Raw genomic sequence first — 24,514 nt, forward strand, 5'->3', positions numbered from 1 at the left:
ACGAGAGTTTATTGGTAATAGTAAGAACCCGCCCCCTCCAACAATGACAAGGCCAGCACCCCCACCGCCACCTCCGGTCAAAAAAGATTAATAATTAAGCCCAGCCCTTGCTGGGTTTTTATTTATATATTCCGTAATCGTTTTCACGGCTTCAACGCAACTAAAATTTATAATTGCAAGATAGCCCATCTCATTCATTTTATTTAACCACTGTTTTTGATCTGGTGTTGGCTTTCCATTCAATGTCTTCATTTCAATCCACAAGCCCGCATACCCGCCACGCGGCAGCGCCAGAAACAAATCTGGTACTCCTTTTCTCAACCCTAGCCGCTTTGCATCCCTCGCCGCCTTTGGTCCACGTTTCCCCTCATTGGGTATATGGATCAGATAATCCCCGATGCAGATACCATCGATAACGGTTTTATCTGCCCACGCAATAAGCGCGGCCTGTTCCTCGGTTTCCGCCTGGTGGTTAACTTTACGAACTTTCCCGTTACGCACTTCCAGCTTTGCTGCTGTTCCGATGATGCCAATGGCATCTATGCTATTAAGCAAACTGGCCCCCTTTAGCAGTTACCAGCGATTCCTCCAGCCAAATCCTAAGAGTTGCATGCAATGCCTCTAATATTGTTTCCTCAAACTCTCCAGCCTGCCAGTCATATGGTACCCGCCCATCAATAACATCATGGCAGCAGTTGCAGCCGAATACGGCCCAGAAGTCATCTGACTTATATCCCATGCCGTGGGTTGAACTGGGTAAATGGCACAGTACCGTTGTTTCTGGGTTACCGTTACAGATACCGGGGATCTGGAGCGTGCAGCATTGGCCCCGCGCAGAATCGCGCAGGGCTTTACTTCTAAATGCCGGAGATTTCATCTCAATATTCCAGCAGCCGGTTAACTGCCTGTTCCATTTCATACTCGTTATCAAAGTGCTGGCCTAATGTCTCATTCCAGATAACACCGGCTACGCCTTGATAAATCCGGTCAAAAGCCCCCTGATCCATATTCACAAACGCGATGCTCCAACGCTGTTTCAATGTGCCACCTTCTGGATTTGGCATCAGGTCATAGAATCCGGCTTTGATCATGACGTGGTTGAAATAGGCGGCATCGGTCTTTACCGCCTCCCCATCAAACCTCTTCTGGCGCTGCCTGATTACCCGGTCTAATACTGCTTGAGCAATAGACTTCGTAACATTCTCATAGAGTTCTGGATCTCCAGCGGCACTACCCACTGCTTTAGCCACCTCATGGGCTATCCATTCCTCTGGCGCACTAACAAACGTCCAATCCGGTACCCAATAAGAGAAACCCAGCTCCAACAATTTCCAGAATTTACGGTGATGCTTCAAGTTGCGCCGATCGCCAATTGGACTCATTGAAATTGGAGTGCCCGCAGGCACCCCTTTCATCGTTTCGCGATCATGATCAGTGGCGTACTTGATTCCACCACCAGGTAACAGCACGCCCAGCACCTCCGTCTTTTTCTTTCTCGGGGACTTAGTTTGCGATGCTGTTGTCATAACCCACCCTCAGGATCAATGAGGAGCAGTTTGGTGGCATTAGGCGCTTGATTACCCCAAACATCCCAACCAGTCGATGATGTCCGCGCAAACAGTTCTATACGACGAGCATTTTTAAATCTCCGTTCGATCTGCTCACGAAAGAAATGAGGCTTGCCGGAATGGATACCGGTATATTTCTCTTCATACACAGTGTATTGGTTTCTCTCAGTCTGATTGCTGCAGACTTTGCCACGTGTGAACAACAGTAAAAATTCAGCGTCATTCATTCCCCATGGCCCCACAACGCCGTGCCGGCTACCAGTATGTTTCTTCTTTTCCCATACCTTATCGATCCGGATGAATTTAAAACCCCACGCAGCTCCGACAATCAATGCCTCTGATATCATAGCGCCCGTTACCCACATGAATAACGCAGAATTTGGACTGGCTATGCTCTTAACCTGCATTGCGCATAGTTCTGAAACCGGCATTGTTGGGTAATCAAGAAGAACCCCTCTATTTGGTTTACTTCCATACTGCCACGGCGGGTCGGCATAAATGACATCGTAAAGCGGCGATGGTAGTGCAGCGGCAATTCGCTGCCCGAGCCAATGCATGACATTGACAGCCATGCTGTTGCCAATAGCCTTGTAGCGGGGTCCATCTGATGCTGCGGCGCAACATTCCTCAAACGTCTTCGCTCGACCACCGCGCATCTGATATTTGGCATAATCTTTGTCCAGCTTTTCAGGGCGAATCGCACGACCGTAGGGAATTAGCGTGTGGTCATCTGGCATACCCTGCAGGCGCTCACACTCACGAGGGGTAAGGCGGCGAACTGCCATTTGGTACTGTACTGCTGGCCCTGCTGTGCAGTCGAGGGTGTGGGCCACTTCTTCCTGAATGCCCCAGCCATTACTGCTGGTGTTAGCCAATCTTACTGAATGAACAGTAACCTCAGCATCAGCGGTAGAACGTGAATCAACCGTAAACCCTAAGTCCTCCTGCGGGCCTGCAGTGTCAGCTTTGCCAATCTGCGTATATTGGAGGCCATATGCTACTGCTGGAGGCTGACCACCGCTGGCATGACTCATCTCCGTGTTACCAGCCCTAAGTGTTGGTGATAGGTCTTCGGTCGCATCACCGCCGTAGTCTTTGCTGCTGAATGCGTAGATCAGGCCATGAGTGATAGGAATATGACCGCCCCCCATCCCCATTGCTTCCGTTAACGTTGGACAGACGTCAACGCCCAAGCCAGCATTGGGATGCTGTCCACCCATTATTTCCTGCTTCTTGGGGAAGAGAACCGCAGGTATATTGTTGCACTGTAATGCGCCACTAATCTCACCAAGTCCAAGCGTCGATGATGTATTACCACCAGCTTGCCAGTTAAAAACCGCAAGATGTTCGTGACTTTCCTGCGGTCTCGCTCTCAATACTCCACATCCAGCCGCCCAATAACCCGCACCAGTAGAGCTAAATACCTGAGGCACTATGCGGCCGGTATAAGCATCTTGCCCGGTATAAGCACCTGGGTGAGTATCAGAGCAAAGGGTACCAACCGTATGAGGCAAACCATTCTCATCAAATTTACTGCTGATTAGGTGTCCTGCTTGTGCTTGATTGTCATCTGCACCACATGTTCCAACGCCGCTTGCAGTAAGTGCGGCAACTGCTTTCCCCGCTTCTCTGCTCGGCGCAGAATCCCGGCGCAGGCCGTCGAACTCAAATAATATTTCTGCGGGATTAATGTCGCCTCGAGCACTTGCGACAACGAACACACGACGGCGGCGTTGGGCCACTCCGAAATATTGGGCGTCTTTGATGATCCATGCGATTGCTCTTTTGGGTCCAGACACATAACCAGCGTTCGTCCATTTTTTCCCTGATGGGACAAGTGGCTCATCTTCTCCGGCAAGTGCTGCAAGGAAACACCCGAATGCGTTGTCTTTGCTGCTGAGAACGCCCGGCACGTTTTCCCAGACGATGATGGATTCTTTTTCGCCACATTGGCGGCGCGTGTCGTCGATTGCATCGGCTAATTCCACATATGAAAGAGTTAACTGGCCACGGGTATCTGCCAGACCATTACGCAGGCCAGCAACGCTGAACGCCTGACAAGGGGTACCACCAACCAGAATATCTGGAGCTTCTACTTTTCCGGAACGTACAAGTTCAGCAATTTTGGTCATATCGCCCAGATTAGTCGTGGCCGGCCAGTGATGAGCCAGAACGGCTGAAGGGAATGGTTCTATTTCACTAAACCATGCGGGCACCCAGCCCAAGGACTCCCACGCAAGGCTTGCGGCTTCAATACCACTGCACACTGATCCATATCTCATGCTGCACACCCCTTCTTAACTGGGTACGCAGATAAAATGCTTTCGATACGAGTGGGAACCAAATCAGCGTACGCTGGGTTCAACTCACATAGAATAGCTTTACGACCACTGCCGATAGCTACGCCAGCAGTAGTACCACTACCGCCGAATGGATCAAGAACCACACCACCTGCCGGACAACCAGCTAAAACGCAAGGCTCTATTAGTGCTGGCGGGAAAGTAGCAAAATGGGCTTCTTTGTAGCCCCGAGTGGCCACAGTCCAAACGTTGCGTTTTGCCCGCATACCGTCTGAGACGGTATCTTTACGATCAGCACGATGAGTACCCACATTTTGCCCCGGTATAACTACCGCTCGCTTACTGTCTTCCCGCTTGAAGTTATCGCGGGCAGAAATCCTGCCGCGATTTCTGTCACTCTTATCCATGCCATGCCCAAAGCCGACGCCGGTATTTTTACCGCTGTAGACAGATGGTTCTCTAATTGCCTCATGATCGAAGTAATAGCTTTTCGACTTACTCAACAGAAATATATATTCGTGAGCCTTGGTACAGCGGTCACGCACGCTTTCTGGCATAGGATTGGATTTGTGCCAGATAATGTCTTGGCGAAGGATCCAGCCGTCATTTTGTAACGCAAAGGCAAAACGCCATGGCATACCATTCAATTGCTTCCCTTTGCCCCAACTATCCCCCATGTTTACCCATAAAGTGCCATCATCACGAAGAACACGGCGAACCTCACGAAACACCGCGACAAGCCGTTGAATAAACGCCGCTGGGCTTTCCTCTAAACCAATCTGCCCTTCAACACCATAATCACGTAGCCCATAATATGGCGGGCTGGTAATACAGCTATGAACGGACTGATCTGGCATCTTGCGCATTGAGTCTATGCAATCACCGATAAAAATCTGGTAACTCATTGCATGCCTCCTTGCGTGGTAGGAACCAGACGATAAAACCAAACCCGCTTACCGCTATCTTCGTTGCGGACAGTTCTAACCTGTTTCATCAGCCCATGACGGACAGGATTAATTTCACGCAGGCGTGCGCTGATGGCGGTCTGGGTATCACCTTCACCGGGGAACATCTGAGATAATAATTTTTCGAGATCGCGCAGGGTTCGCCAGTCAGCCCCACTGGCCGCAGCGATCACCCGATTTAACTGGCTGTTGGCCTCGTTTAACCGGCCAGCAAGACGCATCGACCTGATATCGTGGTTAATGCCATCCCTTTCGGCGTTGGGTACCTGTGGCTTGATCACCATTACGCGCCCTCCCCGACCAGCACTTGGCGAGTTCCGTCTGGCGTGGGTTGTGACACAATGCCTTCCGCCTGCATTCTTTCAAGCAGCCAGCCGGCACGGTTATAGCCAATGCGGAGTTCACGCTGTAGCCCAGAGATTGAGGCTTTACCTCTCGTCTTGATGAAATTCACTGCCTCGGGATAGCGATCATCATCGTCTCGCTCTACGCCGTCCAAATCGACCCATGAACTGCTGGTTGCCTCGCCACCCAGCGCATCCACCAGATGGGCAATCAGCGCAGCCAGTTCACCTGCCATCAGAATAAAATCGGCATCAAATCGCTGAGCATAATCCTCGCGATCGATATCGTCGTTTTGCTCCAGCAGCGTGGCACTGTATTTCACTTTCTTCAGACTGCCATCGTCGGACAACATAAAGCTAATGCGCCCCTGCCACTCCAGCGCTAGCTTGGTCACCAGCTTACCGGCGGCGATATGACCGCGGATCTCATCGCTAACTAAATCCTGATGCTTACTGCGCAGAATACCGCCCTGCTCCAACACAGCCTTTAACTCAGCTTCTTCCTGAAGCACAAACCCAGCAGGCGCGGCACCTGAGCGCAACCATTCGGTCAGCGTCAGTTCAATTGGGGTATCAAGTGTCATAGGGATAACAGGCAGTGAACCCATGGTTTTGCGCAGTAATACCAACGCATTTTCAGCTTTCCGCGCGCTAGCAGCATCGATGATGATTAACCCAGCCCCTGCGTTAATCCAGATGGATGTTGTAGAGTATTTGCTAAAGGCCCGTGGCAACAGAGTCTGGATAACTTCATCTTTCAGCGAGTCTTTTTCTGTTTTTTTCAGTTTACGGTGCTGCTCTTGCTCCAAGCGTTCAACTTTACTCGCCAGCTCACGGGCGATAACCGGCGCAGGTAAATCCTTTTTTTCACACTGCAATGTGATCAGGATTTGCTGGTTAGCCACATGCGCTAGCGTGGCGCTTTCGTTACCCGTTGGCGATATCCAACCGGTTTTTGCCATATCTTGGCTACCACAGGGTGTGAATGCGAATTGCGCCATTTGCTGTTCCAAATCAGCGAAAGAAACATCGCGCGATAGTTTGTAAATCAACACATTCTTGAAATTAATGCTCATTGGTCAGTCCTCGGTAATTTGATTATTTTGCAAACCGTGGTCGGCGGTTTGCTTTAATGTCTCTTGGTGTTTGCTATCCAGAGACTCTTGTAACCTGATACTTTCATCGCGCCATTTTCTTGCTCTTTCCTCCTGATCCTGTTTAATTTTGTCTTTCAGTTCGTCTAAAAAATGACGGATTTTTGTGGGTACTTCCTCCCCCATATTGTTTTTGTCTGGTAGCAACAACTGATATTTCTCAGCTTTAGGTTTGGGCAATAGTCCTGTTGTTACCGCCTGCTCAACCGTGCGCTTTACTGTTTCTTTGTTCCATCCCTCCGACACTGACCACTCAGGCTCTCGGCCTGTCCCCTGTGCTGCCTTAGTCAATCGCTCATAGGCGGCAATGAAAGCCATCCGAGCCCCCACTTTGTCGCCTTCCTGCATAATGGGCTGAGCAATATTCCATGCCTGGGCAATTTCATTCGTCCATACCACTGTGTTAGCCTCATCTTGCGCCGGTAATGCCAATGCCCACGCCTCATTGGCTGAAAGCCAATCGGGCTTACCGGCAATATGTTGAATATTGCGGATAATATCGGCAGGCTTTGGTGAGAAACGGCCCTGATCCGGATCGGTCAGCCAGTTACTGAATGCCTGGCGTACTGTGTCGATATCGTTGGGCAGCAACGCATTCCAATAGAGTTCAAGCACGGCTTTCGATGCATCTCTGCCGTATATCGCCAGAGTGGCTTTCATGATCTCCGCGAACTCACGTTTATCATCTAAACCCTGCATACTCACCATCCATCATTGACAAAATCATCCGCAACCCGCGCATTGTGCGCCTCCAGTGCTTCCTGACGACTCATACCGGCGTTAGGGGTGTACTGATTTTGTGTCCGACTACGATTCTGTAACCATTCAAATTTGAATCCCTGCCAACCGGCGACCATGGCTTCCGATAACGCATCATCCACCGACCATCCAGCCGCAGCCGCTTTGTTCAATTCCTTAGCCAGCATGTTCACCACGGTCTGCGTCATTGGCGCTCGTTTTGCTTTTCGGTGTTTTAGGTAGTCCTCCCAAATCTCTGGACTCACCGCCATTGGGAAAGACGAAAAATCAAACACCGAACTTTTAGCCGCCTTACGTGTGCGCTTCTCTGTAGTAGTCTCTGTAGTAGTCTCTGTAGTAATCTCTGTATGATCGAAATGGGGAATCCCTTGCCCGCCAGTCAGGGAATCCCTTGCTGGCGGCTTGGGCTTTTCCTCGTTCGCCAATTGGGGTTTTCCCGTTTCCCGAAATGGGCTTTCCCCATTTGGTGAATTATCAATAGGTTGCGATAGCATTCCATCCAACCGGTCGGTATCAATCTGATAGTAAATACGGTGTTCTAACCGCTTATTTGTTTCTTTCAAAACCCCCGCTTGCTTGAGCTTTTTACGGGCTGTAAGTTGTTCCTCGTAGGTCAATCCTGTTTCAGATTCAATCTCTTCCGTAGTTTTAAAAATGCCAAACTCTGAAGTTTCTTTGCCGGTCCAATAGAAGAATTGGCAGAACAAAATGACAGCGTTTACGCTCCCAAGATATGGAACCAGACCAGGGTAGTAAGCAATCGGTCGGCCAAATTGGTATATGAGTTCAGATGGCGTCATAGATCCCCCTACGGCTGCTTGGTATCTGAGGGACTATGTTGGCGGGAATAAAATGCCTGAGTGACACCAGACAAAGCCCCTGTGATAGCCATACGGCGGGCCTCCTGCCCGTCAATAGCCAGCTTTTTGCCCACGATATTGGCAATCAGTTCTACCGATTGTGTTGTGGTTGGCGTGATGTTAGTCATTGGGATTTCTCCTGTCTGATAGGGAGTTCAGGCAGCCAGTCGGGTACCGGCAGCCCGGCGAGTTTCAATTCGGCATGGACGTGAGCCAGCATTTCTGGAGCTTCGGCAAACATCGCCAAAAAACCACGAATTGCGGCCACATTGGTTTCTACTGCGGGGTTTGATTCCAGCGCATTGGCGGTGCTTTTTATGGCCACTGCTTCGCTTTCGGTCCAACGAGTCTTAATCTGATCTTCACGCACGGCATGGAACGGTAAACCGTTCTTTCCCACCTTTTTGCGGGATAGCAACTCTCGCCGGACGTCAGAGGCTATCGTAGCCCCTGCCGTTATACCGGCAGGTTGATAAATTGTGGTCATTGGTCAGTCCTTAAATATCTTTGGTGATTACACACATGGACATAAACTATGAATCGTTTCTTTTTTTAGTCCGCCACGGAGGCGCAATGTCCAGTGATAATTCCCTTAGTTACATTAGAGCCTTGGTCGATGTTGTCGCCATTACCGTGCTATCCGGCAGTGATGAACAACATAAGCTCCGTATCAAGCAAAGTCTGGATGCCATCATGAATCATCCGACACTGGAGATTTCACCTGAGGGCCAGGAATTATTTGCTCACTTTGCTGCCCTTCTGGATGGTTCAAGCAATGAGGTTTTCCTTTCAGCACGACTAAGCCAAGATGCTCCAGATCCTGAAAAGTCACACTCCGCCCCCCATTTACGTTTGTTGAGCGGGGGCAAAGAGGAGTAACAGTTTTTTGTGTCTTTCGTTTGGCTCTCCAGTTAGCAAGCCAACGCTTTGGGCTAATAGTCATTGGTCAGTCCTCTATCTTTACTGATGAGCTGGTTTGGTCAGAACCAGGCTAAGGTTTTCCGGGTTACGGCCATAGTCGGCCGGGTTATAGGTGTATGGGATATCCGTAGACATATGGCAAAGCAAGGCAACCTTTTCAGGTAGCCCGCGTTTACGGTAGGTTTTGATCGCTTCATATGAGCACTCGAGGGCTCTCGCCGCCTGATAAGGGCTACTGAAATGGTTAATTACCTGTTCAGCTGCTTTAATGCGTTCATTCAGCGAATTCGTTTTAGTGCAATTCATCGCAAACTCTCACCTTTAAATCCAAGGGTAGAATTATACCCATAAAGGTGAATATATACCGAAACTTTACCGAGCGCAAAGTTTACTAAAGTTGAGTTACTTTTATACCTATGAATACATATAGCACTTTCGGTGAACGCCTTTTGGCGAGGCGTGAAGAACTCGGTATGACGCAGGAAGATCTTGCGGCAAAAGCCGGGATTACTCGCATGGCAATAAGCAAAATTGAGCTTGGGATGACGCAGAAGCCCCGAGCAGACAACCTGTTTGCGTTAGCCAAAGCCTTACAGTTGAATCCAAACTGGTTGGTATCAGGAAAAGGAGAGAAAGAGGCTAGCAATCAAGCCACTATAAAAATAGATAACGCTTCACCGATTAACGTGCTCACCAGAGAGGTTCCATTGATTAGCTGGGTACAAGCCGGGGCATTTACTGAAGTAACGCTGCTGCCACGGGATGAATATGTTTATTATCCTTGCCCAGTTGTATGTAGTCCGGAAAGTTTCGCTTTACGCATAGAAGGCGAATCAATGCTACCTCGATTTGAGCCAGACGATATTATTTATGTTGATCCGGAATTAATCGACCCACCAAGCGGAAAATATGTTATTGCCCGGATGGAAGGCAGTGCCGAAGCGACATTTAAACAGTTACAAATACTTGATAACCAACGTTATCTTAAAGCATTAAATCCAGACTATCCATCTGATGCCAGGTTTGTAAAAGTAAACGGCAATTGTGAGATTATCGGCACAGTGGTGTGTCATGTGAAACCAGTATAAGGATATAAAATGATTGTTAATCATCCAATTTCGAAAGAGGATAAAATAAGCTGGTTAGCAAAATTAGGTAGTGGGCAACTTAGTGTTGCCAAAACATATCTCCATCTTCTTTTTGCACTTATTTTTATCTCTGCGGTTACTTTTTTCGCCGTATTTGCCGACTGGAATTTCTGGGCCATTGTTCTGGCGGTAGTGATTTACGCAATCTACATATTCAATGTGGGCCGGGGTCTCTGGTGCGTATCTAAAACCATCAATAATAAAGCATTTAGAATCTTGACCAAGTGTGTGTCTGTATTCTCTTATTTCTGCGGGATATCTGCTTTTATAAGAGCAGCTAACCTTGTACTTTTATATTTCCAGCTTCAGTCATAATCCCCTACAAACCAAATCCACTAACCGGCACATGCCGGTTTTTTTTGCCTTAAATTCAATTCAATATAAAAATTACCGAAACTTAGCGATCTTTTAGTTGCAAAAGTACCGGTATAGTTATACCTTTTAAGCGTCCGTGAGGATATGCTCTTTAACAAACAGGTTAAGTGACACTAAACGGTCCGCGTGTACCGGTCACGGCTAAGGCTAAACCACGGATCACCCGTGTGCCTTCTATGAGGGTACAGCGGTGATAAGACTGCAATCACCATCCACCAGATGAACTCGGAACTCTAATATATTCATTCGGCTTTGTAGTGCTTGGGAAGCGGAATTCAACCTTACAAGTAGGACAAAAATGCGTATCTTGAACAGTTGTGGATGCTTGAAGTTGAAGTATCGACTTTACCGAATGCTCATAACAGGAGGGACATATATCATGAAGAGGTGTGTCTGGCTTCTTCGATATATCAACTCGGTAAACAAGCGTCCCGGTAATAACTTCATAAAGAAAGTAATTGGATTTTTCTGCATCCCATTGCTCACGTTGTTTTTTCTCATTTTCGAGTTCAATAATGCGCTCCTTCGCCGCTATAAATAACTCTTGCTGAGACATTTGCTGCATCTGAACGTCCATTAGTTTATCCAGCAAACTATGTGTTTTTTCTTTAACTACATAGTCCACTGTCAAATTCTGAATTTCTCTAGCAGCGCCAACAGCGCCTTTAATAGCTCCACCAACGCTGGACATGGATTCACTTATCCTAGCAATAATTCCTTTGCTTTCAGACATGAACTTCACTCTTGAATAACTGTAGGGGTGACAAGACTTTATCTGATTTCTTGCTGTAGGGGTATAGCGAGAACCACGGCCGGGCGTGGATAAATATCCCGGCATAAACCAACTGAGGACTGACCAATGGCCACAACAACTCGACAAAAGCGTATGGCAAAGAAACGCAATGCCCATATCCAGGCGCTGGCAAAGCGTGAAAGTAATCGCGTTGAAAAAGCAGTATTAGTTTTGGTGCGGTGTAAAGCGATGCCAGATATGCCAGCCGTACCCAGCAAGCCCCGCACTTCAGCAGACCCAGAGAAACGGATTGCAGCAGTTGCCCGCCAGAAGATGCGTGGTTGCAGTAAGTTACCTCGCGGCGTGCGTTAAGCATTAATTAGCAGGAAAGCAAAATAAACCATCGGAGCTACAGCTTAGGCTGTGGCTCTTTTTTTTACCTGTAAGGAACCCAAATGAGCAAATTATCAACAATTAACATGCAGCAGATTGAATCTTCCCAGATCCACAGCATCGGCCATGACCCAGTTAGCAACACTCTGGCGATTCGTTTTAAGTCGAAGGGTGAACCGGCAGCCCTGTATCACTACAAGAATGTGTCCGCTGATGATTACGCGGCATTCTCCGGCGCTGAATCAATTGGCTCCCACTTCTACCGCAATATTAAAGCGGATACCGAACGTTACCCATTCCAGCGCATTAACGAAAAGAAAGACGGCGAATAAGAGGTCTTATCTTGGCCCTACTCTTCGGGGCCTTTGGCTGTGCCGCACTCAGATTTAACTCGCGAATATTGGGAGGTCAACGCCTATCGTTTATTCATTAAATTAAGTAGAATATCTTAATAATTGATGGCTATTTTAGGCGGTCTAATCTAATGAATGATCTGTTGAAGTCAGTTAAAGAAACCGTTATCGATAGAGTACGGAATCCGTTTTTCTTTTGTTTTATCTTCTCCTGGTTATACTTCAATTGGCAATCAGTGCTCATTGTTACTCTTAGCAATAAACCGATTGAAGAGCGGATTGCTGTTCTCGCTGGAAAACTTGATCCTTGGCATCTTAACTCTCTTATTCTTCCAGCAATTTCCGCCTTTATTATTGCGGTTGCATTTCCTTATCTTGGCGTAGCTATCCGTCTCCTTCATTTACAGTATGAAAATATTTCTGAGGGTTTTATTAGAAAACAAAAAACTCGCGCCTATGAAACAATTAGCCATGTCGCACAATCAAAAGTTAAGAGCGACAATGCGGAAGAATTGGAAAAAGCAAAAATTGCCACGAAATTAGCTGAGGAAGAAGAATCACAGCGTAAATCAAAACTAAATATAGATGCATTAAATACCCATTATGAAACATTAAACCTCTCGATAGAGACACTTGAAAAACAGATTAAAAGTGCAAATGAGACGATATCTACCCTCAGTGAAAAATCAATAAGTCTTCAAAATGAAATAAATGAAAGCGAAAATATATTAGTTGGTCTCAAGGGTAAAATAAAAGAATCAAATAGAGAAATATCTAAAATCGATTCAGATAGAAAAAATGAACAGCCCCTAACCAAACAAAACAATACCACTGTATCTAATGCATTTGGCATGTCTGCATTCAAAGCAGGTGAGTCTGCAGCGGCCCATTTGGCTAGGAATGAAATTAGCGCCCAGCTTTCAAAATCATATAATCTTGCATCAGATTTACCTAACAACCTTAAAGATATAATCAAAGCGGCAAAATTACCTATTGGTTTAGGGATAGGTGAATATCAAAAAAATTTGCTAGAAGGAATGAATATTGGAAAAACACTTGGTGCGAATAATTGGGGGATTGGTAAAACAATCTCAACCGTTCAAACAATAAAAAAATCGTCTAGGGATACTGACCCAGCTGAAAACCAGGAAGATTCAGATCCCCCGGCTAAAAATGATACCTAACCAGCATATTATTTAATATCCCCCCTTTAAAGGCCACTTATGTGGTCTTTTTTATTATATAAATAAGAAGGGCCTATGAATGAATACAACTATCAGCGAATGGTTGAGCAATCGCTGGAACAATATGACCGCCGATTAATTTCGGATCCTGATGAGCAAGAGGAATTAGGCAAGCGAATTGAGTTTCTACGTCAGCACTCAAAAATGCTCAATGCTTTTAAATCCGCGATTAAAAATAGTTGCCATGTTGCTGGTTCAGGTACCGGCCAGCTTGCTTCGTTTACCGAAACCGCCGCGATGGAGCTCTATCTGGATGAGGTACAGGAGGAAATATTTCTCCGGGTTGCCAAGGCAGAACGAGCAATGGAATTAGATGCTGAGAAAAACCACCAACTCCAATAAAGAGAAAAGCCCCAGCGATTAAGCCGGGGCTATCCCAGGAGTGCGGGACCAACCGCAAACCTACTGAGGACTGAACAATAACCACGAGGATTATTATCAGCGTGGTTGAGTGACCAAACCCAACCATGGGAAAGCATACCATGACTATTGAATTCATCAAGAAACTCCAATACCACCACCGCGTTACCAGCGACAACATCCACCACTACCCCAAACAATCTGGCCTGAAATTCTTCTTCGCCTGTGTTTTAGGCGCGTTCATGTTTCTGGCTATCGCTGTCAAAATCTGAGGGCTGACCCATGACCACCCAAGCAGTAACAATCAGTAATCTCCCGCCCGCCGTGGTGGGGTTGAATATTGACGAACCAACGTGGAACGCGCTGAAAAACAGTATTTACCCTGGCGCTAAAGATGATTCAGTCATCATGGCGGTGAGTTATTGCCGCGCCCGCCAGTTAGACCCACTGATGAAACCCGTTCATTTAGTGCCAATGAGCGTGAAAGATGCGGTAAGTGGTAAATATGAAATGCGCGATGTGGTGATGCCCGGAGTTGGCTTATATCGCATACAAGCAGACCGCTCCGGTAACTATGCCGGTGCGCAGGAGCCAGAGTTTGGCCCTGACCTCACACAAACTTTTAACGGAGTAGAAATTACTTTCCCTCAGTGGTGCAAATACACCCTGAGCAAACTCATGCCTAACGGCACTATCGTGGAGTTCAGCGCGAAAGAGTATTGGCTGGAAAACTATGCGACCGCTGGCCGCGATACCCAAGCACCCAATGCTATGTGGAAAAAGCGCCCCTATGGGCAATTAGCCAAGTGCGCCGAAGCGCAGGCACTGCGTAAAGGGTGGCCGGAAATTGGTCAGCAGCCAACAGCAGAGGAAATGGAAGGTAAAAGTCTTGATGTGAATGAAGGTAAAGAACACAGCCAAGGCAGCCAGCAACCAAGCCAGCCGCAGGCACTACCAGAATACAGTGCCGAGCAATTTCAACGCGCACTGGCTGACTGGACAACACTGATCAATAAAGGCAAGAAAACCGCCGCACAGATCATCAACACCATCGAAAGCAAATACACCCTCACCTCGGCACAAATCAAAACTATCGAACATCTGGAGGCAGAAGATGCAAATCATTAATGTCCAACAAGGCACGCCAGAGTGGCACGCCCTACGCAGTCGCCATTTCACCGCCAGCGAAGCTCCGGTAATGATGGCCGCCTCCAGTAAAATGCGCCGCGATGAATTGCTAAACATGAAAGCCACGGGTTCAGAACGGGAGATCAGCGATTGGGTACAAACCAATCTGTTTGATAAAGGCCACGCGCAAGAAGCCACGGCGCGGGTCATCGTAGAATCCATTATCGGCAGCGAATTATTCCCCGCCACGGCCATCGATGATGATGGCTATTTGTTGGCTTCCTTCGATGGCATGACCATGATGGAAGATGTGCTGTTCGAACACAAAATGTGGAATGCCGCACTGGCACAAGCGGTGAAAGATAAAGATTTGCCGCCAGAGTATTACTGGCAGTTAGAACAGCAACTTTTGGTGAGTGAATCCGAAAAGGTGATCTTTGTGGTCTCGGATGGTACCGAAGATAACTTTGTGTGGATGGAGTATCTGCCGGTACCGGGTCGCCGCGAAGCGTTATTGGCGGGCTGGCAGCAGTTTGAGCAGGATCTGAACGGCTACACAGCCCCTGAGATCAAAGATATCCCGCAAGGCAAAGCCTTAATGCGCCTGCCCGCTTTATTGGTCGAAATCGAAGGCGCAGTAAAAGAATCCAATTTAACGGTTTACCAGAATCAGGCGCTGGCCTTTATTCAATCCATCAACACTAATCTGGTGACCGATCAGGACTTCGCTGATGCAGAGGAAACCGTTAAATTCTGTGAAAAGGCAGAGAAAGAACTGGATTTGATTAAACAGCAGGCACTGTCTAAGACTGAGCAGATTGATCTACTTTTCCGCACCATTGATACCTTGCGCGATGAAATGCGCAACAAACGGCTAGACCTGTCAAAACTGGTTAAGTTGCGCAAAGAAGCTATTCGCCTTGAAATACTGAATAAGGTAAAAGCCGCTCTTGCTGAGCACATTGTCGGTATCAATAAACAGTTGGCTATTGTCACTCTACCTACTATCCCGGCTGATTTTGCCACTGCTATCAAAGGCAAGAAAACCCTCACCTCTTTGCAGAGTGCAGCCAACGATGAACTGGCCCGCGCCAAAATTGCCGCGAATCAATTAGGTGAGAAATATCAGGCCAATTTAGTGTTATTTGCTGATATTGAACCGGCTTATAAAAATCTGTTTGCTGACATCAACCAGATAATTGCCCTTGAGCACGAACATCTGGCGCTGATGATTGATCAACGCATTACCCGGCAAAAACAGATTGAGGAACAGCAGCGACAACAAGAAGAGCAACAACAAGAAGAATTGAAAAAACGGCAACTGGCCGCCGTAGCGCTCGTAACAGAAACCGCTACCGTAATCACAGCAGTAACTCCCCATCAGCCGTTGCATCCTGCGGGTTCGGTGAGTTTTCCTGACCAACTGGGTAAAACAGCAAATGTGGCGGCAATAGACAAGCCAGCTAATTGGATTGCCCAAATTGATGCTGATTTAGTGGCGGCAGGAATTGAGCTTACGACTGAAACAGTTAACCGCCTGTACCACGCGGTGAAAGCGGGCCGGATCCGCTATTTCTCTATCACGCAATAACCTTTCATCACCTGCCCGGCAGGCATCCCACAGGTAACCCATCATGACCACACAGGCCACCACAGCCAGTGTGCTGGAGTCATCCCTGCGTCCAGTTCGGGCGCAGCTAGACCTTGCCATTGAGCAGACTACCGGCACCGCACAGCGCTCTATAGAGAGCGCGACTGTTTTACTCAACCAAGCACAGTCCCTATGTATTGAACAACTCAACATCGAGACTGACGAGTACAACCTTTTATTCGACCGTTTAGAAAAAACTGAAAACGACCTAACCACGAAATCCTTGGCGTTAACACAAGTGCAGGAACGCATAGAAAATGCAGACCTGTTAGTCGCTGAAGCCAATGCGCAGCGAGACAGTATTTCAGCCAAATACAATCTTTCACTTTCAGACCAACGCGTGTTGGCTACTGAGGTGAATCGGTTGAAGTCACTAAATCCTGAAAAAATGAAAATCCAGATCGTTCGCCTCAAAGATGATTTGGAGAGCAAGCGCACGCTGTTAAACCAGCAACTAACAGAGATTCGGCGATACAAAAAAGAGGTGGCAGAAAAAACCAGCAAACTGGCTGTCATGGTCAATGTTAATGACCAATTGAATAATGCCGTTTCTGACCTCACCGCGCGGATCCAACGCATGGATGGCGACGTCGAACCAACCTATTACCGTGGCAGCGATGGCACTGAATTTTACTTTTATACCTTCCAGTGGGGGCTGAAACTACGCTCAGGTGATTACGATATGCAGCTCATTAACGATATTGACTGGCATATTGAAATTCGCTCCACCAGCGGCATTGGCCTGATCGTCTCGGTCAATGAGTGGGCATTACCCGTCTATCCCATGGTTGATGATTTCAAACAGAACTGGCCGGATGGCCTCACCCTAGCAGTTACCCAGCGTATTCGTGATCTGCTTGATCCTACTCATCCACACTTAGTTAAGCGGGCTGAGTGGGCAGAAACCGTGCTTACCGAAACCCTCCCGTTGAAAGAGCAGCATTTAGAGCTGCTGGCCCGCGCGGGGATCCATTCTTTGTTTGATGTTGTCCGTCGAACGCCAGATATGTTGGCTAATGTAGTCAAAGGCTTCGGGATAGCAACTGCCCGCCAGGTACACACGCAATGTTCTGGGATTGTAAAAGACTGGGAATCAGGGCAGAAACAAAAGGAAGCAGCATGATGGATGAGGAACTGAACCTAAGCACCGGCTGCTATTTTAAGGAAGATGACCGGGGCGACTACACCGCTTGCATCATCTGGCTAATGCGCTCCCGCGCGGAGATCCGCAGTGGCAACCCTTACCGACCGATGCCAAAACCGATTTATCCCGGTAATGAGCAATGGCGTGGCTTATCTCAGGTGAATACGGTCGATATCGGTATTCGTAAACGCTACTCATTGGAAGTTTTACTGGCTATCTATCAGTTTCACCGCGCTGGCCACAATGAAAACTTGATTGCCAGTGATACCGGCATTCCGGTGACCACTATCCGTAAAATGCTGGAACATAAAACCCAGAGCCAACGCAAAGCATGGCAATTGGCGCACCAGCTCCGTATCCCCTCCAAACGAGACATTATCAACAGGTTAATTCGGGAGGTTTAGTTTTAGCGGAAAAACGTACAGATATGAGTAATCAACTTCGAAAACATAAACTGAGGACTGACCAATGACCAACGATAAAACTCACTATATTGATGCTCCAACATTTTCTGTATCCCAGCAACCTACTGAGTTGCCCCTTTCGGCCTTACTCACTCAGCGTTGCGTCGAATTTTCCAACAGCCCGAAAGCTGTCGAAATTATCGACAAAGGCATTGAAAAACTCTTTGGTAACTTGATTGAAGACGCTTTCGGCTCATATAGCGACTTCGGCAAAGTCATGAAAACCGCCATGAAAGCCGCACTACCTACCAACGTTGAGAACATCATCGAGCTGGAGCGCTACAACAGTCTTGTCACTCGCTTAATGCGTGAAAAGTGGGAAACGGCAGGTATCGCCAACGGCATTATTGAGCAAATGACTGCAATGGTGACTGAATTTACCAACGGCGAAACAATCCCTAAATTCATCATGGCCTCTGACCTTTGGAAGGCATTCATTGAAGATAACAGCGAAGAAGCTTGCGAAGAACAATGGGATGCGCCTCAAGTAGTCATAGATGATAACGATGGCGACCAGCATAAGTGGATTGGACTTCACGCTGATCCGGGTGACCGGAGCAGTTATCGTAGCAAAGCAAAAACTCACAGCTACGAATGTGATTGCCGGTTAGCTCTTTCGTTACAGCATGATGAAAAAAGGGCCACCCTATTACATGAAGATTATCCGGTTTACGAGTTGTTCGCGGGCCACGTAAAGGGCGGCACCCTCGGCAAAAAGATAATCAAAGCCTATAGCCGTTTCGATAAGCTGATTTTAGCGCTGTACTACGGCGGTAGTATGCTGGTTTGGAATGAAGAGCCAGACGACCTTTACTACCCTAGCCACGACTGATAACTAACGGTCAGTTCTCTGGGGCTGAAAAATGAAAATCGAGAAAGGCCGAACGGCAGTATGGGAACACGCTGCCGAGGCCAACATGCAGGAAACTATCAGGAAGATTGCAGCCCTATTTGATATTGATGATATTGCCATTTTCACCCCCGGTAAGCTGACCTACCTCAAAAATAAACCCCGTAAATATATCCGCATCAGGCCATTGGAAAGTGATGTGGTGATTAATCCAATTACCGGCGCTCATAGCACTAAGAAGGGAACATGAAAGCCTACAAACTTAATCAAATAAGCCTAGCGGCAGCTATAACCAAAGAAATGCACCGACAGTATGTAAACATCCCTGCCGACAACCGAATGAACGTAGTCATTGCCGCGGTGGATTCGATTTGTGCAGAATATGCACGTGAGCCCATTGGCATAACACCGTCAATGGGACTTGGAAGCTGGCTCGCTAGTGACAAGGTAGGCGCAAGCAGCAAATATATGGCGTCTATATTGAGTCGTAAATTCGTTTCTCGTTATGCTCATCCGCATGATCCAGATGATTTCATTCGCTGCATAGGACTTATTAAAGCAGTACCTGAATTGGAGGATAAAATCCTTTTCATGTTCGGTGAAAGTCATGAATGGAGTTGTATTGCTGCTAACTGGCATAGCTGGAAATTACTCGTTGAAAATGGCGAATTGGATACATTAAATGAGTCAATGCAGAAAACCTATGCCGCTAAGGTAGGTTACTAATGGCTTATTATAAAATATCAACACCAGTCGCCCTCGCCGCCTGGAATGAGGAATTACGCCTACGCGATGAATTGGTGGAAAAAGGTAAAGCATTCGCCGCGCTATTTGGGGCAAAACCTATTTTCACGACCGATGTAAATCGCTTCAGTTTTTATGGCGTGGTATTTCCAGAGTCCACCCCAACCTACGGCGATCCCGCGATATGGACAAAACCCGATAGCACCGCCCGCTATACATGCAGACCACGACAGAAACCGCCAAAAGGTTTAGGAGAAGAATCTCGGGCATTGCTGAAAATATGGAATGAAAACTTTCCCGGCCCTGCGGTAAATCGGGATCCTTATTTTGAGTCTCTGGGCCTTGACTGGGGCATGCTATTTTTATGTGGTTTAGCTCATTTCCGTCATGGCGATATTATTTACTTCAGAACTGGGGCCACCCCTAAAAAAGATTCAGGAGCTATTGAAATACTGGGCACCGAATATAAGGATGCTGAGAATACTTTTGATAGCGAATCAAAATCAGTTTTGTCATGAATTAGCTTCATAACCCCCAAACTATCCTAGTTAATCCCCAGTTATTCATTTTATTCCTGCCCACAAACTGGGGTTATTTTATTTAATTAAGGAGTAATCCCATGTTTGGATTGTTTCTCTACGTCTGTTTTACATTTCAGCCCTGCCAGTATGAGTCGCAGGGATATATATATCCCGACCAAAGCAATTGCCTTGCTGATATTCAGCAAGAGGGCTTACCCCCTGAATATGTTTGTTTACCCGTTGACGGTGTATTAATGGCGAGGACAAGACAATGAGCCAAGTAATATCGGTAAAAATGGCAAGGCCCAGTGAAGATGAAGTGAAATCTCTTAGGGAACTATTTCACGCAACTGAAGCAGCCGAGGACCGCTGGCACAGGGAATCATCTGAGCAATTTCTGGAGCGCCTTGATGAGCAAGACATCAGCGATGAAGAACGCACATTTATTGCCATTGCATGGGATTCACTGGTACAAGGCCATGGTGGCTTTTGGCGCTTCATCGGCGCTTATGAAACCCTAATTTATAATTTCCAAGATCCTAGTGCTGACTACGTTGCCACACATCCTAAATTTAATGCTCTGCTAACTGAATCAGAGCTATTGCCCGTGGTATTAGAGGGTTATACCGAGGCTAAAAATACTATTGCAGATCTGGAAGAAAAGAATCAAATACTGGCCGCTGAAAATATTCTTCTGCAAGAAAAGGCAGCACGGGAGTTATCCGGAGCATGGCTAATAAACCGGTTAGTCGTTGGGTCTATTGCAGCACTGGCTCTTATTCAAGCCGGGCGTCTTATCGATGCCAGAGGTTGGTTATTGGAAAATCTAGAGGGCGTAGATATTGATATTCCAAGCTATCAATCTGATACCCAATTAAATGACTGGGCCAATACTCATCAAGTCGGACATTTAAATCATGATCAGGCAGTAGAAATCATTAAACAGCAAATGCCCGCTACTACTCAGATATTTAACGAAGCAATGGCTCAGGGAGTTGAACTGGCTGCGGATGGATTTCACGAGTCGGTATTCTCAGCCATTGAAGACGACGGAGTTATTAAGCCTCTCTTGTATGTTAGGGCTGACTTAATGCAGTTCGCCGCCAACCTGCGAGGTGAGCACCATGGCTAACTCATTATTCTCCCGTTGCATTCGTCGTTGGACAGTTCGCTGGAAGCACGTTTGCGATTCTAAAGCCTCACCAATTTGGCGTAAACGGGATTTACGTGGCTATATCCGCGAGTCAGCAATAACCACAGCCTATGGCCTTGCTGAGCAGTTGGCGAGCGATAACGCCAAGTTTGATTTTAATGGCTCAACATATGGATGGTCGCCAGAATTCGCTGATTTCTTTAGTAAACACCGCGATAAATACATCAAAGAAGCCTTGGATTTCCTCAATGAAGAAATAACAACAGAGGAAATAGATGAAGCAATTGATGCAGAAATTGATTGTTGGAGTGACTAATGCGTACTCATCGAGTCCGAAATATGCATGTGTATAAAAAAATCGGGATGAAATATATGCATAGAACATTCCCGACCATGCCGCCTGACACTAAGTTTTTATTCTGGAATTTTGGTGACTACTACGGCAGAAAATATAGGAAATATAGCTGATGAACAACCTCGAAGAAAAAGTAATACTGATGGACTCAGCAGAAGCTGCGAGTATTAAGACCGTCACTGGCTGGGTTTCCTCTGATGGAAGATATTTCGGTAATGACGAAAATTTGGCTCGTTACGCCGGAGCAACTCACCGCAAGTGCCATAATAATCCCGAACACCCTATTTATCGAGTAAACAGCTATTGCGAAATTTGCTACGCAGAAAAGCGGAAAGTCAATTTCCAGACGATGCCCCGCAAGCCGTGGGAAAACGAGCCATTAACCATCAATTGTGACGATCGGTTCTTCTTCGATGCCGATGACCTGCGCGATTACTGCATGGAAAACCTTGTGCTGCCTCACGAACTGGATCTTGTTATCTGCAAGCCAAACTACCCTAGTGAAATTGACGGAAGTGATCTCTTCTGCGATGACCTATCAGATGATGGGGAATTACCTTCAGAGCTTCAGGAGGCCTTTGATGCTCTCAATGCTGTCATTCGCAAAAGTGGGCCGCTATCGTGGTCGGCTGGTGAATATGCCGCAATCATACCCGCTGACTTCCTTGATGCGGCAGATATTGCAGAAATTGAATCTAAGCGGGAGGGTGAGTGATGTTTACATTTCACGAACGCAAGGCCGAACGAACTGCCCACTTCATGAAATTCGTCTATGGCTGGAAATTGAAGAAGTGCAGCGCGTGCAACGGCAGCGGTTACTACGACAACGATGGGTCGCCGTATTGCGGCGCATGTGGCGGCAGCGGTAAGGAGCGCTACAAACCATTCCAGCCAGATATCATTCTGAAGCAATAAATATATTATTTGAATATCAAAGTGGAATGCACCAGAGCCGGGAACTTAGATTTTCACAATGAGCACCGACGCTCTTCCAAAAGCACTTTGCTTCACTAGTATCAAGTGGGTGAATATTAATCACTATTTCACCCCTCAACTTAAAGATTAATTTCATTTCATTAAGCATTTCTCTTCCTAATTTTTGCTTTCTAAAGTTAGGTGAAATATAAAATTGATGAATTTCATTTAATGAGAAAATAGAATATCCACATACAATATTTTCGCTATTAAGTAAAACACCGAGTTCACGATCTTCACACCGATAATTCATCAGTCCAAGTAAACTAGATAGGGGTTCACTAAATACATCAAATGGCGATTTAGCATCTGAATTCAGCATATTTCTGACCTCACATGTGATTTCAGGTTCTGTTTTGTCATTGATAATAATGAACATATTATTTCTCCATTTTATTTATTATCTCGCCCCAACATAGGATTGGCAATCTTTACTACTTAGTATTCATAGCCCCTTACCACCCCAGGCCAAACGACCATAATAGGGCGTAACATCGTTGCGCCCTTTCCTACTGAGGAAAGACCAATGACCAAACTACTGACATTAGAAGAATGGGCTGAAGACACCTATCGCAGTAAGCCGCCGACATCCCAGACACTCCAACGCTGGGCACGAGGTGGCAATATTTACCCGGCACCTGAAAAACATGGGCGCGAATATCGGGTACAGCCAGGCGCGATTTATATTCAGCCTAAAAGCTATCGATTGGCAAAAGAAATACTCAAAACGTCATCCAGCACAAGTTCGTCACTGATAGAGAGAATTATTCATGGCAAAGAGGCCAAAAAAGTATGATGCCAATTTGCCAAGAAATCTGACATATCGGCGTAGAGAGAAATCATTTTGCTGGCGTAACCCAATAACTGGTTCCGAAATATCCTTAGGGCAAATCGCCCGGAGGGATGCCATATCTCAGGCTATTCAGGCCAATAATTATATTGAATCCAATTTTCAGCCAGTTGCCCTCCTTGAACGATTGCAAGCCCCTGTCCCAAATCCTGCGGCTAAAGCTGAAGTTAATACCGTAGCGAGTTGGCTAAAGCGCTATTCCGAACTATTAAAGCGTCGCGAACTGGCTGAGAACACCATGAAAATGAGAGTCCTGCAAATCGGATATATTAAGCAAGAATTTGGCGAGAGAGCGATCGAGACCGTCACCACCAAGCATATTGCTGATTTTATTAATGCCTATGTCGATAATGGTAAAAGTTCGATGGCGGTAAATCTACGTTCTGTTTTATCTGATGTTTTTCGCGAAGCAATAGCTGATGGGTTAATTAGCAGCAATCCAGTGGAAGCAACACGCACGCCGTCGCCAAAAGTTAAGCGAGAACGGCTCGACTATACCGCCTTTTGCAAGATTTATGAGGCTGCTGGCCAACAGCGGAACTGGGTTCAACTTAGCCTGGCTCTGGCACTGATTACCGGCCAACGTCGTGACGATGTGCGGCAATTAAAAAGAAGCGATGTTCATGACGGCAAGCTTTGGATAGTCCAGAGTAAAACCAAGATGCAGATTGCGATATCGCTATCATTACGGCTGGAAATAATGAATACCACGGTTGGGGAAATTATAGAAAAGTGCCTGAATGACAGTAAAAGTGAATATCTCATCAGCTCGCCAAGTAAAAATTCAGGTAGAGAACCCGGAGCCTTAAATGCGGACTCGCTCACCAAAGCATTTGTTAAAGCATTGAAAGCAACCGATCTGGTTTATGAAATATCCCCGCCCAGTTTTCACGAGATCCGCAGCTTGGCGTCGCGTCTTTATGAAACGGAATACGGTAAGGAATTTGCACAGAAATTGCTTGGACACAAATCGATGAAAATGACGAATGTATACCTGGATTCACGTAAAAATGAGTGGGTTGAGATTTAGGCCGAGTATAGGATTTCGGGGAAATTTCGGGGGATTTCGGGAGAAACAGAAAAATACCATTAAAATCAACAAGTTAAAAAGAGACCGAATACGATTCCTATATTCGGTCTAGGGAAATGGCTCTTGGGAGAGAGCCGTGCGCTAAAAGTTGGCATTAACGTAGGCTTACTCA

General features: G+C 46.8%; 36 protein-coding genes and 1 pseudogene. 22 read left to right on the plus strand and 15 right to left on the minus strand.

Annotated elements, in window-relative coordinates; translation table 11 throughout:
• Positions 1-87 precede the first annotated feature (87 nt).
• The 12 genes and pseudogenes from OP863_RS11400 to OP863_RS11455 form a co-directional block, all read right to left on the minus strand.
• The gene (locus tag OP863_RS11400; RefSeq protein ID WP_265525288.1) at positions 88-555 is read right to left on the minus strand and encodes a VRR-NUC domain-containing protein; all 468 of its coding nucleotides are present in this window, start codon (positions 553-555) and stop codon (positions 88-90) included.
• Positions 548-877 carry a DUF1364 domain-containing protein gene (locus OP863_RS11405; RefSeq protein ID WP_265525289.1) on the minus strand — a complete coding sequence of 110 codons (330 nt, stop codon included), beginning with the start codon at positions 875-877 and terminating at the stop codon, positions 548-550. Before OP863_RS11405 ends, OP863_RS11400 begins: the two co-directional genes overlap by 8 nt.
• Position 878: 1 nt before the next feature.
• Positions 879-1,526: a DUF1367 family protein gene (locus tag OP863_RS11410; RefSeq protein ID WP_265525290.1), complete on the minus strand. Its 648-nt coding sequence runs from the start codon at positions 1,524-1,526 to the stop codon at positions 879-881.
• Positions 1,523-3,850 (minus strand): MT-A70 family methyltransferase, encoded by a 2,328-nt coding sequence (locus tag OP863_RS11415; RefSeq protein ID WP_265525291.1) that lies wholly within the window; start codon positions 3,848-3,850, stop codon positions 1,523-1,525. The genes OP863_RS11410 and OP863_RS11415 overlap by 4 nt, the downstream gene beginning before the upstream one ends.
• Positions 3,847-4,773 carry a DNA-methyltransferase gene (locus tag OP863_RS11420; RefSeq protein ID WP_265525292.1) on the minus strand — a complete coding sequence of 309 codons (927 nt, stop codon included), beginning with the start codon at positions 4,771-4,773 and terminating at the stop codon, positions 3,847-3,849. Before OP863_RS11420 ends, OP863_RS11415 begins: the two co-directional genes overlap by 4 nt.
• Positions 4,770-5,117: a hypothetical protein gene (locus OP863_RS11425; protein WP_265525293.1), complete on the minus strand. Its 348-nt coding sequence runs from the start codon at positions 5,115-5,117 to the stop codon at positions 4,770-4,772. Before OP863_RS11425 ends, OP863_RS11420 begins: the two co-directional genes overlap by 4 nt.
• Positions 5,117-5,377 (minus strand): DNA translocase FtsK, encoded by a 261-nt coding sequence (locus OP863_RS11430; RefSeq protein WP_265526262.1) that lies wholly within the window; start codon positions 5,375-5,377, stop codon positions 5,117-5,119. The genes OP863_RS11425 and OP863_RS11430 overlap by 1 nt, the downstream gene beginning before the upstream one ends.
• Positions 5,354-6,253, minus strand: a pseudogene (gene rdgC, locus OP863_RS11435) (recombination-associated protein RdgC); the annotation flags it as partial. The pseudogene rdgC and the gene OP863_RS11430, both read right to left, overlap by 24 nt.
• A 3-nt stretch (positions 6,254-6,256) precedes the next feature.
• Positions 6,257-7,030 (minus strand): hypothetical protein, encoded by a 774-nt coding sequence (locus tag OP863_RS11440; protein WP_265525294.1) that lies wholly within the window; start codon positions 7,028-7,030, stop codon positions 6,257-6,259.
• Positions 7,031-7,032: 2 nt separating this feature from the next.
• On the minus strand, positions 7,033-7,890 hold the full coding sequence (locus OP863_RS11445; RefSeq protein WP_265525295.1) for a hypothetical protein: 858 nt from the start codon (positions 7,888-7,890) through the stop codon (positions 7,033-7,035).
• A gap of 8 nt (positions 7,891-7,898) precedes the next feature.
• A complete protein-coding gene (locus OP863_RS11450) occupies positions 7,899-8,078 on the minus strand; it encodes a hypothetical protein (RefSeq protein WP_032466294.1) in 180 nt (59 codons plus the stop codon).
• Complete coding sequence (locus OP863_RS11455; protein WP_265525296.1) at positions 8,075-8,437, minus strand: hypothetical protein; 363 nt, start codon at positions 8,435-8,437, stop codon at positions 8,075-8,077. Before OP863_RS11455 ends, OP863_RS11450 begins: the two co-directional genes overlap by 4 nt.
• Positions 8,438-8,523: 86 nt before the next feature.
• Here OP863_RS11455 and OP863_RS11460 point away from each other — a divergent pair, with 86 nt between their 5' ends.
• The gene (locus OP863_RS11460; protein ID WP_057634122.1) at positions 8,524-8,829 is read left to right on the plus strand and encodes a hypothetical protein; all 306 of its coding nucleotides are present in this window, start codon (positions 8,524-8,526) and stop codon (positions 8,827-8,829) included.
• Positions 8,830-8,910: 81 nt separating this feature from the next.
• On the opposite strand, the gene OP863_RS11465 is transcribed toward OP863_RS11460, so the two are convergent.
• Complete coding sequence (locus OP863_RS11465) at positions 8,911-9,177, minus strand: hypothetical protein (RefSeq protein ID WP_265525297.1); 267 nt, start codon at positions 9,175-9,177, stop codon at positions 8,911-8,913.
• A gap of 167 nt (positions 9,178-9,344) precedes the next feature.
• Between OP863_RS11465 and OP863_RS11470 the strand changes: the two genes are divergently transcribed.
• Positions 9,345-9,959: a LexA family protein gene (locus OP863_RS11470; RefSeq protein WP_265525298.1), complete on the plus strand. Its 615-nt coding sequence runs from the start codon at positions 9,345-9,347 to the stop codon at positions 9,957-9,959.
• Positions 9,960-9,968: 9 nt separating this feature from the next.
• Complete coding sequence (locus OP863_RS11475) at positions 9,969-10,334, plus strand: hypothetical protein (protein ID WP_265525299.1); 366 nt, start codon at positions 9,969-9,971, stop codon at positions 10,332-10,334.
• Positions 10,335-10,599: 265 nt separating this feature from the next.
• Here the strand turns inward: OP863_RS11475 and OP863_RS11480 are convergent, their stop codons facing one another.
• The gene (locus OP863_RS11480; protein ID WP_050878761.1) at positions 10,600-11,127 is read right to left on the minus strand and encodes a hypothetical protein; all 528 of its coding nucleotides are present in this window, start codon (positions 11,125-11,127) and stop codon (positions 10,600-10,602) included.
• Positions 11,128-11,253: 126 nt separating this feature from the next.
• On the opposite strand from OP863_RS11480, the gene OP863_RS11485 reads away from it, so the two are divergent.
• The 17 genes from OP863_RS11485 to OP863_RS11565 all read left to right on the plus strand — a co-directional run bounded on the left by OP863_RS11485 (position 11,254) and on the right by OP863_RS11565 (position 22,402).
• On the plus strand, positions 11,254-11,499 hold the full coding sequence (locus OP863_RS11485; protein ID WP_265525300.1) for a hypothetical protein: 246 nt from the start codon (positions 11,254-11,256) through the stop codon (positions 11,497-11,499).
• Positions 11,500-11,582: 83 nt separating this feature from the next.
• Positions 11,583-11,852 carry a KTSC domain-containing protein gene (locus tag OP863_RS11490; RefSeq protein WP_265525301.1) on the plus strand — a complete coding sequence of 90 codons (270 nt, stop codon included), beginning with the start codon at positions 11,583-11,585 and terminating at the stop codon, positions 11,850-11,852.
• A gap of 152 nt (positions 11,853-12,004) precedes the next feature.
• Positions 12,005-13,057: a hypothetical protein gene (locus OP863_RS11495; protein ID WP_265525302.1), complete on the plus strand. Its 1,053-nt coding sequence runs from the start codon at positions 12,005-12,007 to the stop codon at positions 13,055-13,057.
• Positions 13,058-13,132: 75 nt separating this feature from the next.
• Complete coding sequence (locus OP863_RS11500) at positions 13,133-13,459, plus strand: hypothetical protein (protein ID WP_265525303.1); 327 nt, start codon at positions 13,133-13,135, stop codon at positions 13,457-13,459.
• A 140-nt stretch (positions 13,460-13,599) separates the two neighbouring features.
• The gene (locus tag OP863_RS11505; RefSeq protein ID WP_186369230.1) at positions 13,600-13,749 is read left to right on the plus strand and encodes a hypothetical protein; all 150 of its coding nucleotides are present in this window, start codon (positions 13,600-13,602) and stop codon (positions 13,747-13,749) included.
• A 10-nt stretch (positions 13,750-13,759) separates the two neighbouring features.
• Complete coding sequence (gene bet, locus OP863_RS11510) at positions 13,760-14,605, plus strand: phage recombination protein Bet (protein ID WP_265525304.1); 846 nt, start codon at positions 13,760-13,762, stop codon at positions 14,603-14,605.
• Positions 14,592-16,196 (plus strand): YqaJ viral recombinase family protein, encoded by a 1,605-nt coding sequence (locus OP863_RS11515; protein ID WP_265525305.1) that lies wholly within the window; start codon positions 14,592-14,594, stop codon positions 16,194-16,196. Before bet ends, OP863_RS11515 begins: the two co-directional genes overlap by 14 nt.
• 43 nt (positions 16,197-16,239) lie before the next feature.
• On the plus strand, positions 16,240-17,379 hold the full coding sequence (locus tag OP863_RS11520; protein WP_265525306.1) for a coiled-coil domain-containing protein: 1,140 nt from the start codon (positions 16,240-16,242) through the stop codon (positions 17,377-17,379).
• Positions 17,376-17,804, plus strand: coding sequence for a hypothetical protein (locus OP863_RS11525; RefSeq protein ID WP_053012630.1), 429 nt, complete (start codon positions 17,376-17,378; stop codon positions 17,802-17,804). The genes OP863_RS11520 and OP863_RS11525 overlap by 4 nt, the downstream gene beginning before the upstream one ends.
• Positions 17,805-17,868: 64 nt before the next feature.
• Positions 17,869-18,696 (plus strand): hypothetical protein, encoded by an 828-nt coding sequence (locus tag OP863_RS11530; RefSeq protein WP_265525307.1) that lies wholly within the window; start codon positions 17,869-17,871, stop codon positions 18,694-18,696.
• Positions 18,697-18,727: 31 nt separating this feature from the next.
• The gene (locus OP863_RS11535) at positions 18,728-18,964 is read left to right on the plus strand and encodes a hypothetical protein (protein WP_265525308.1); all 237 of its coding nucleotides are present in this window, start codon (positions 18,728-18,730) and stop codon (positions 18,962-18,964) included.
• Entirely contained in the window at positions 18,961-19,440 is a 480-nt protein-coding gene (locus OP863_RS11540; RefSeq protein WP_265525309.1) for a hypothetical protein, read from the plus strand. The genes OP863_RS11535 and OP863_RS11540 overlap by 4 nt, the downstream gene beginning before the upstream one ends.
• Positions 19,440-19,976 carry a hypothetical protein gene (locus tag OP863_RS11545; RefSeq protein ID WP_265525310.1) on the plus strand — a complete coding sequence of 179 codons (537 nt, stop codon included), beginning with the start codon at positions 19,440-19,442 and terminating at the stop codon, positions 19,974-19,976. The genes OP863_RS11540 and OP863_RS11545 overlap by 1 nt, the downstream gene beginning before the upstream one ends.
• Positions 19,977-20,250: 274 nt before the next feature.
• Entirely contained in the window at positions 20,251-21,111 is an 861-nt protein-coding gene (locus OP863_RS11550) for a hypothetical protein (protein ID WP_265525311.1), read from the plus strand.
• A complete protein-coding gene (locus tag OP863_RS11555; protein ID WP_265525312.1) occupies positions 21,104-21,448 on the plus strand; it encodes a hypothetical protein in 345 nt (114 codons plus the stop codon). The genes OP863_RS11550 and OP863_RS11555 overlap by 8 nt, the downstream gene beginning before the upstream one ends.
• A 151-nt stretch (positions 21,449-21,599) precedes the next feature.
• The gene (locus tag OP863_RS11560) at positions 21,600-22,202 is read left to right on the plus strand and encodes a hypothetical protein (RefSeq protein ID WP_265525313.1); all 603 of its coding nucleotides are present in this window, start codon (positions 21,600-21,602) and stop codon (positions 22,200-22,202) included.
• Positions 22,202-22,402 carry a hypothetical protein gene (locus OP863_RS11565; protein WP_145551605.1) on the plus strand — a complete coding sequence of 67 codons (201 nt, stop codon included), beginning with the start codon at positions 22,202-22,204 and terminating at the stop codon, positions 22,400-22,402. The genes OP863_RS11560 and OP863_RS11565 overlap by 1 nt, the downstream gene beginning before the upstream one ends.
• Positions 22,403-22,418: 16 nt before the next feature.
• Here the strand turns inward: OP863_RS11565 and OP863_RS11570 are convergent, their stop codons facing one another.
• Complete coding sequence (locus tag OP863_RS11570) at positions 22,419-22,841, minus strand: GNAT family N-acetyltransferase (RefSeq protein ID WP_265525314.1); 423 nt, start codon at positions 22,839-22,841, stop codon at positions 22,419-22,421.
• Between the two features lie 147 nt (positions 22,842-22,988).
• Here OP863_RS11570 and OP863_RS11575 point away from each other — a divergent pair, with 147 nt between their 5' ends.
• Both OP863_RS11575 and OP863_RS11580 read left to right on the plus strand, forming a co-directional pair.
• Complete coding sequence (locus OP863_RS11575) at positions 22,989-23,258, plus strand: excisionase (RefSeq protein ID WP_265525315.1); 270 nt, start codon at positions 22,989-22,991, stop codon at positions 23,256-23,258.
• Complete coding sequence (locus OP863_RS11580) at positions 23,233-24,342, plus strand: site-specific integrase (protein WP_265525316.1); 1,110 nt, start codon at positions 23,233-23,235, stop codon at positions 24,340-24,342. The genes OP863_RS11575 and OP863_RS11580 overlap by 26 nt, the downstream gene beginning before the upstream one ends.
• Positions 24,343-24,514: the final 172 nt, after the last annotated feature.

Source organism: Yersinia sp. SCPM-O-B-9106 (C-191) (genome assembly GCF_026183365.1).
Lineage (GTDB): Bacteria > Pseudomonadota > Gammaproteobacteria > Enterobacterales > Enterobacteriaceae > Yersinia > Yersinia rochesterensis.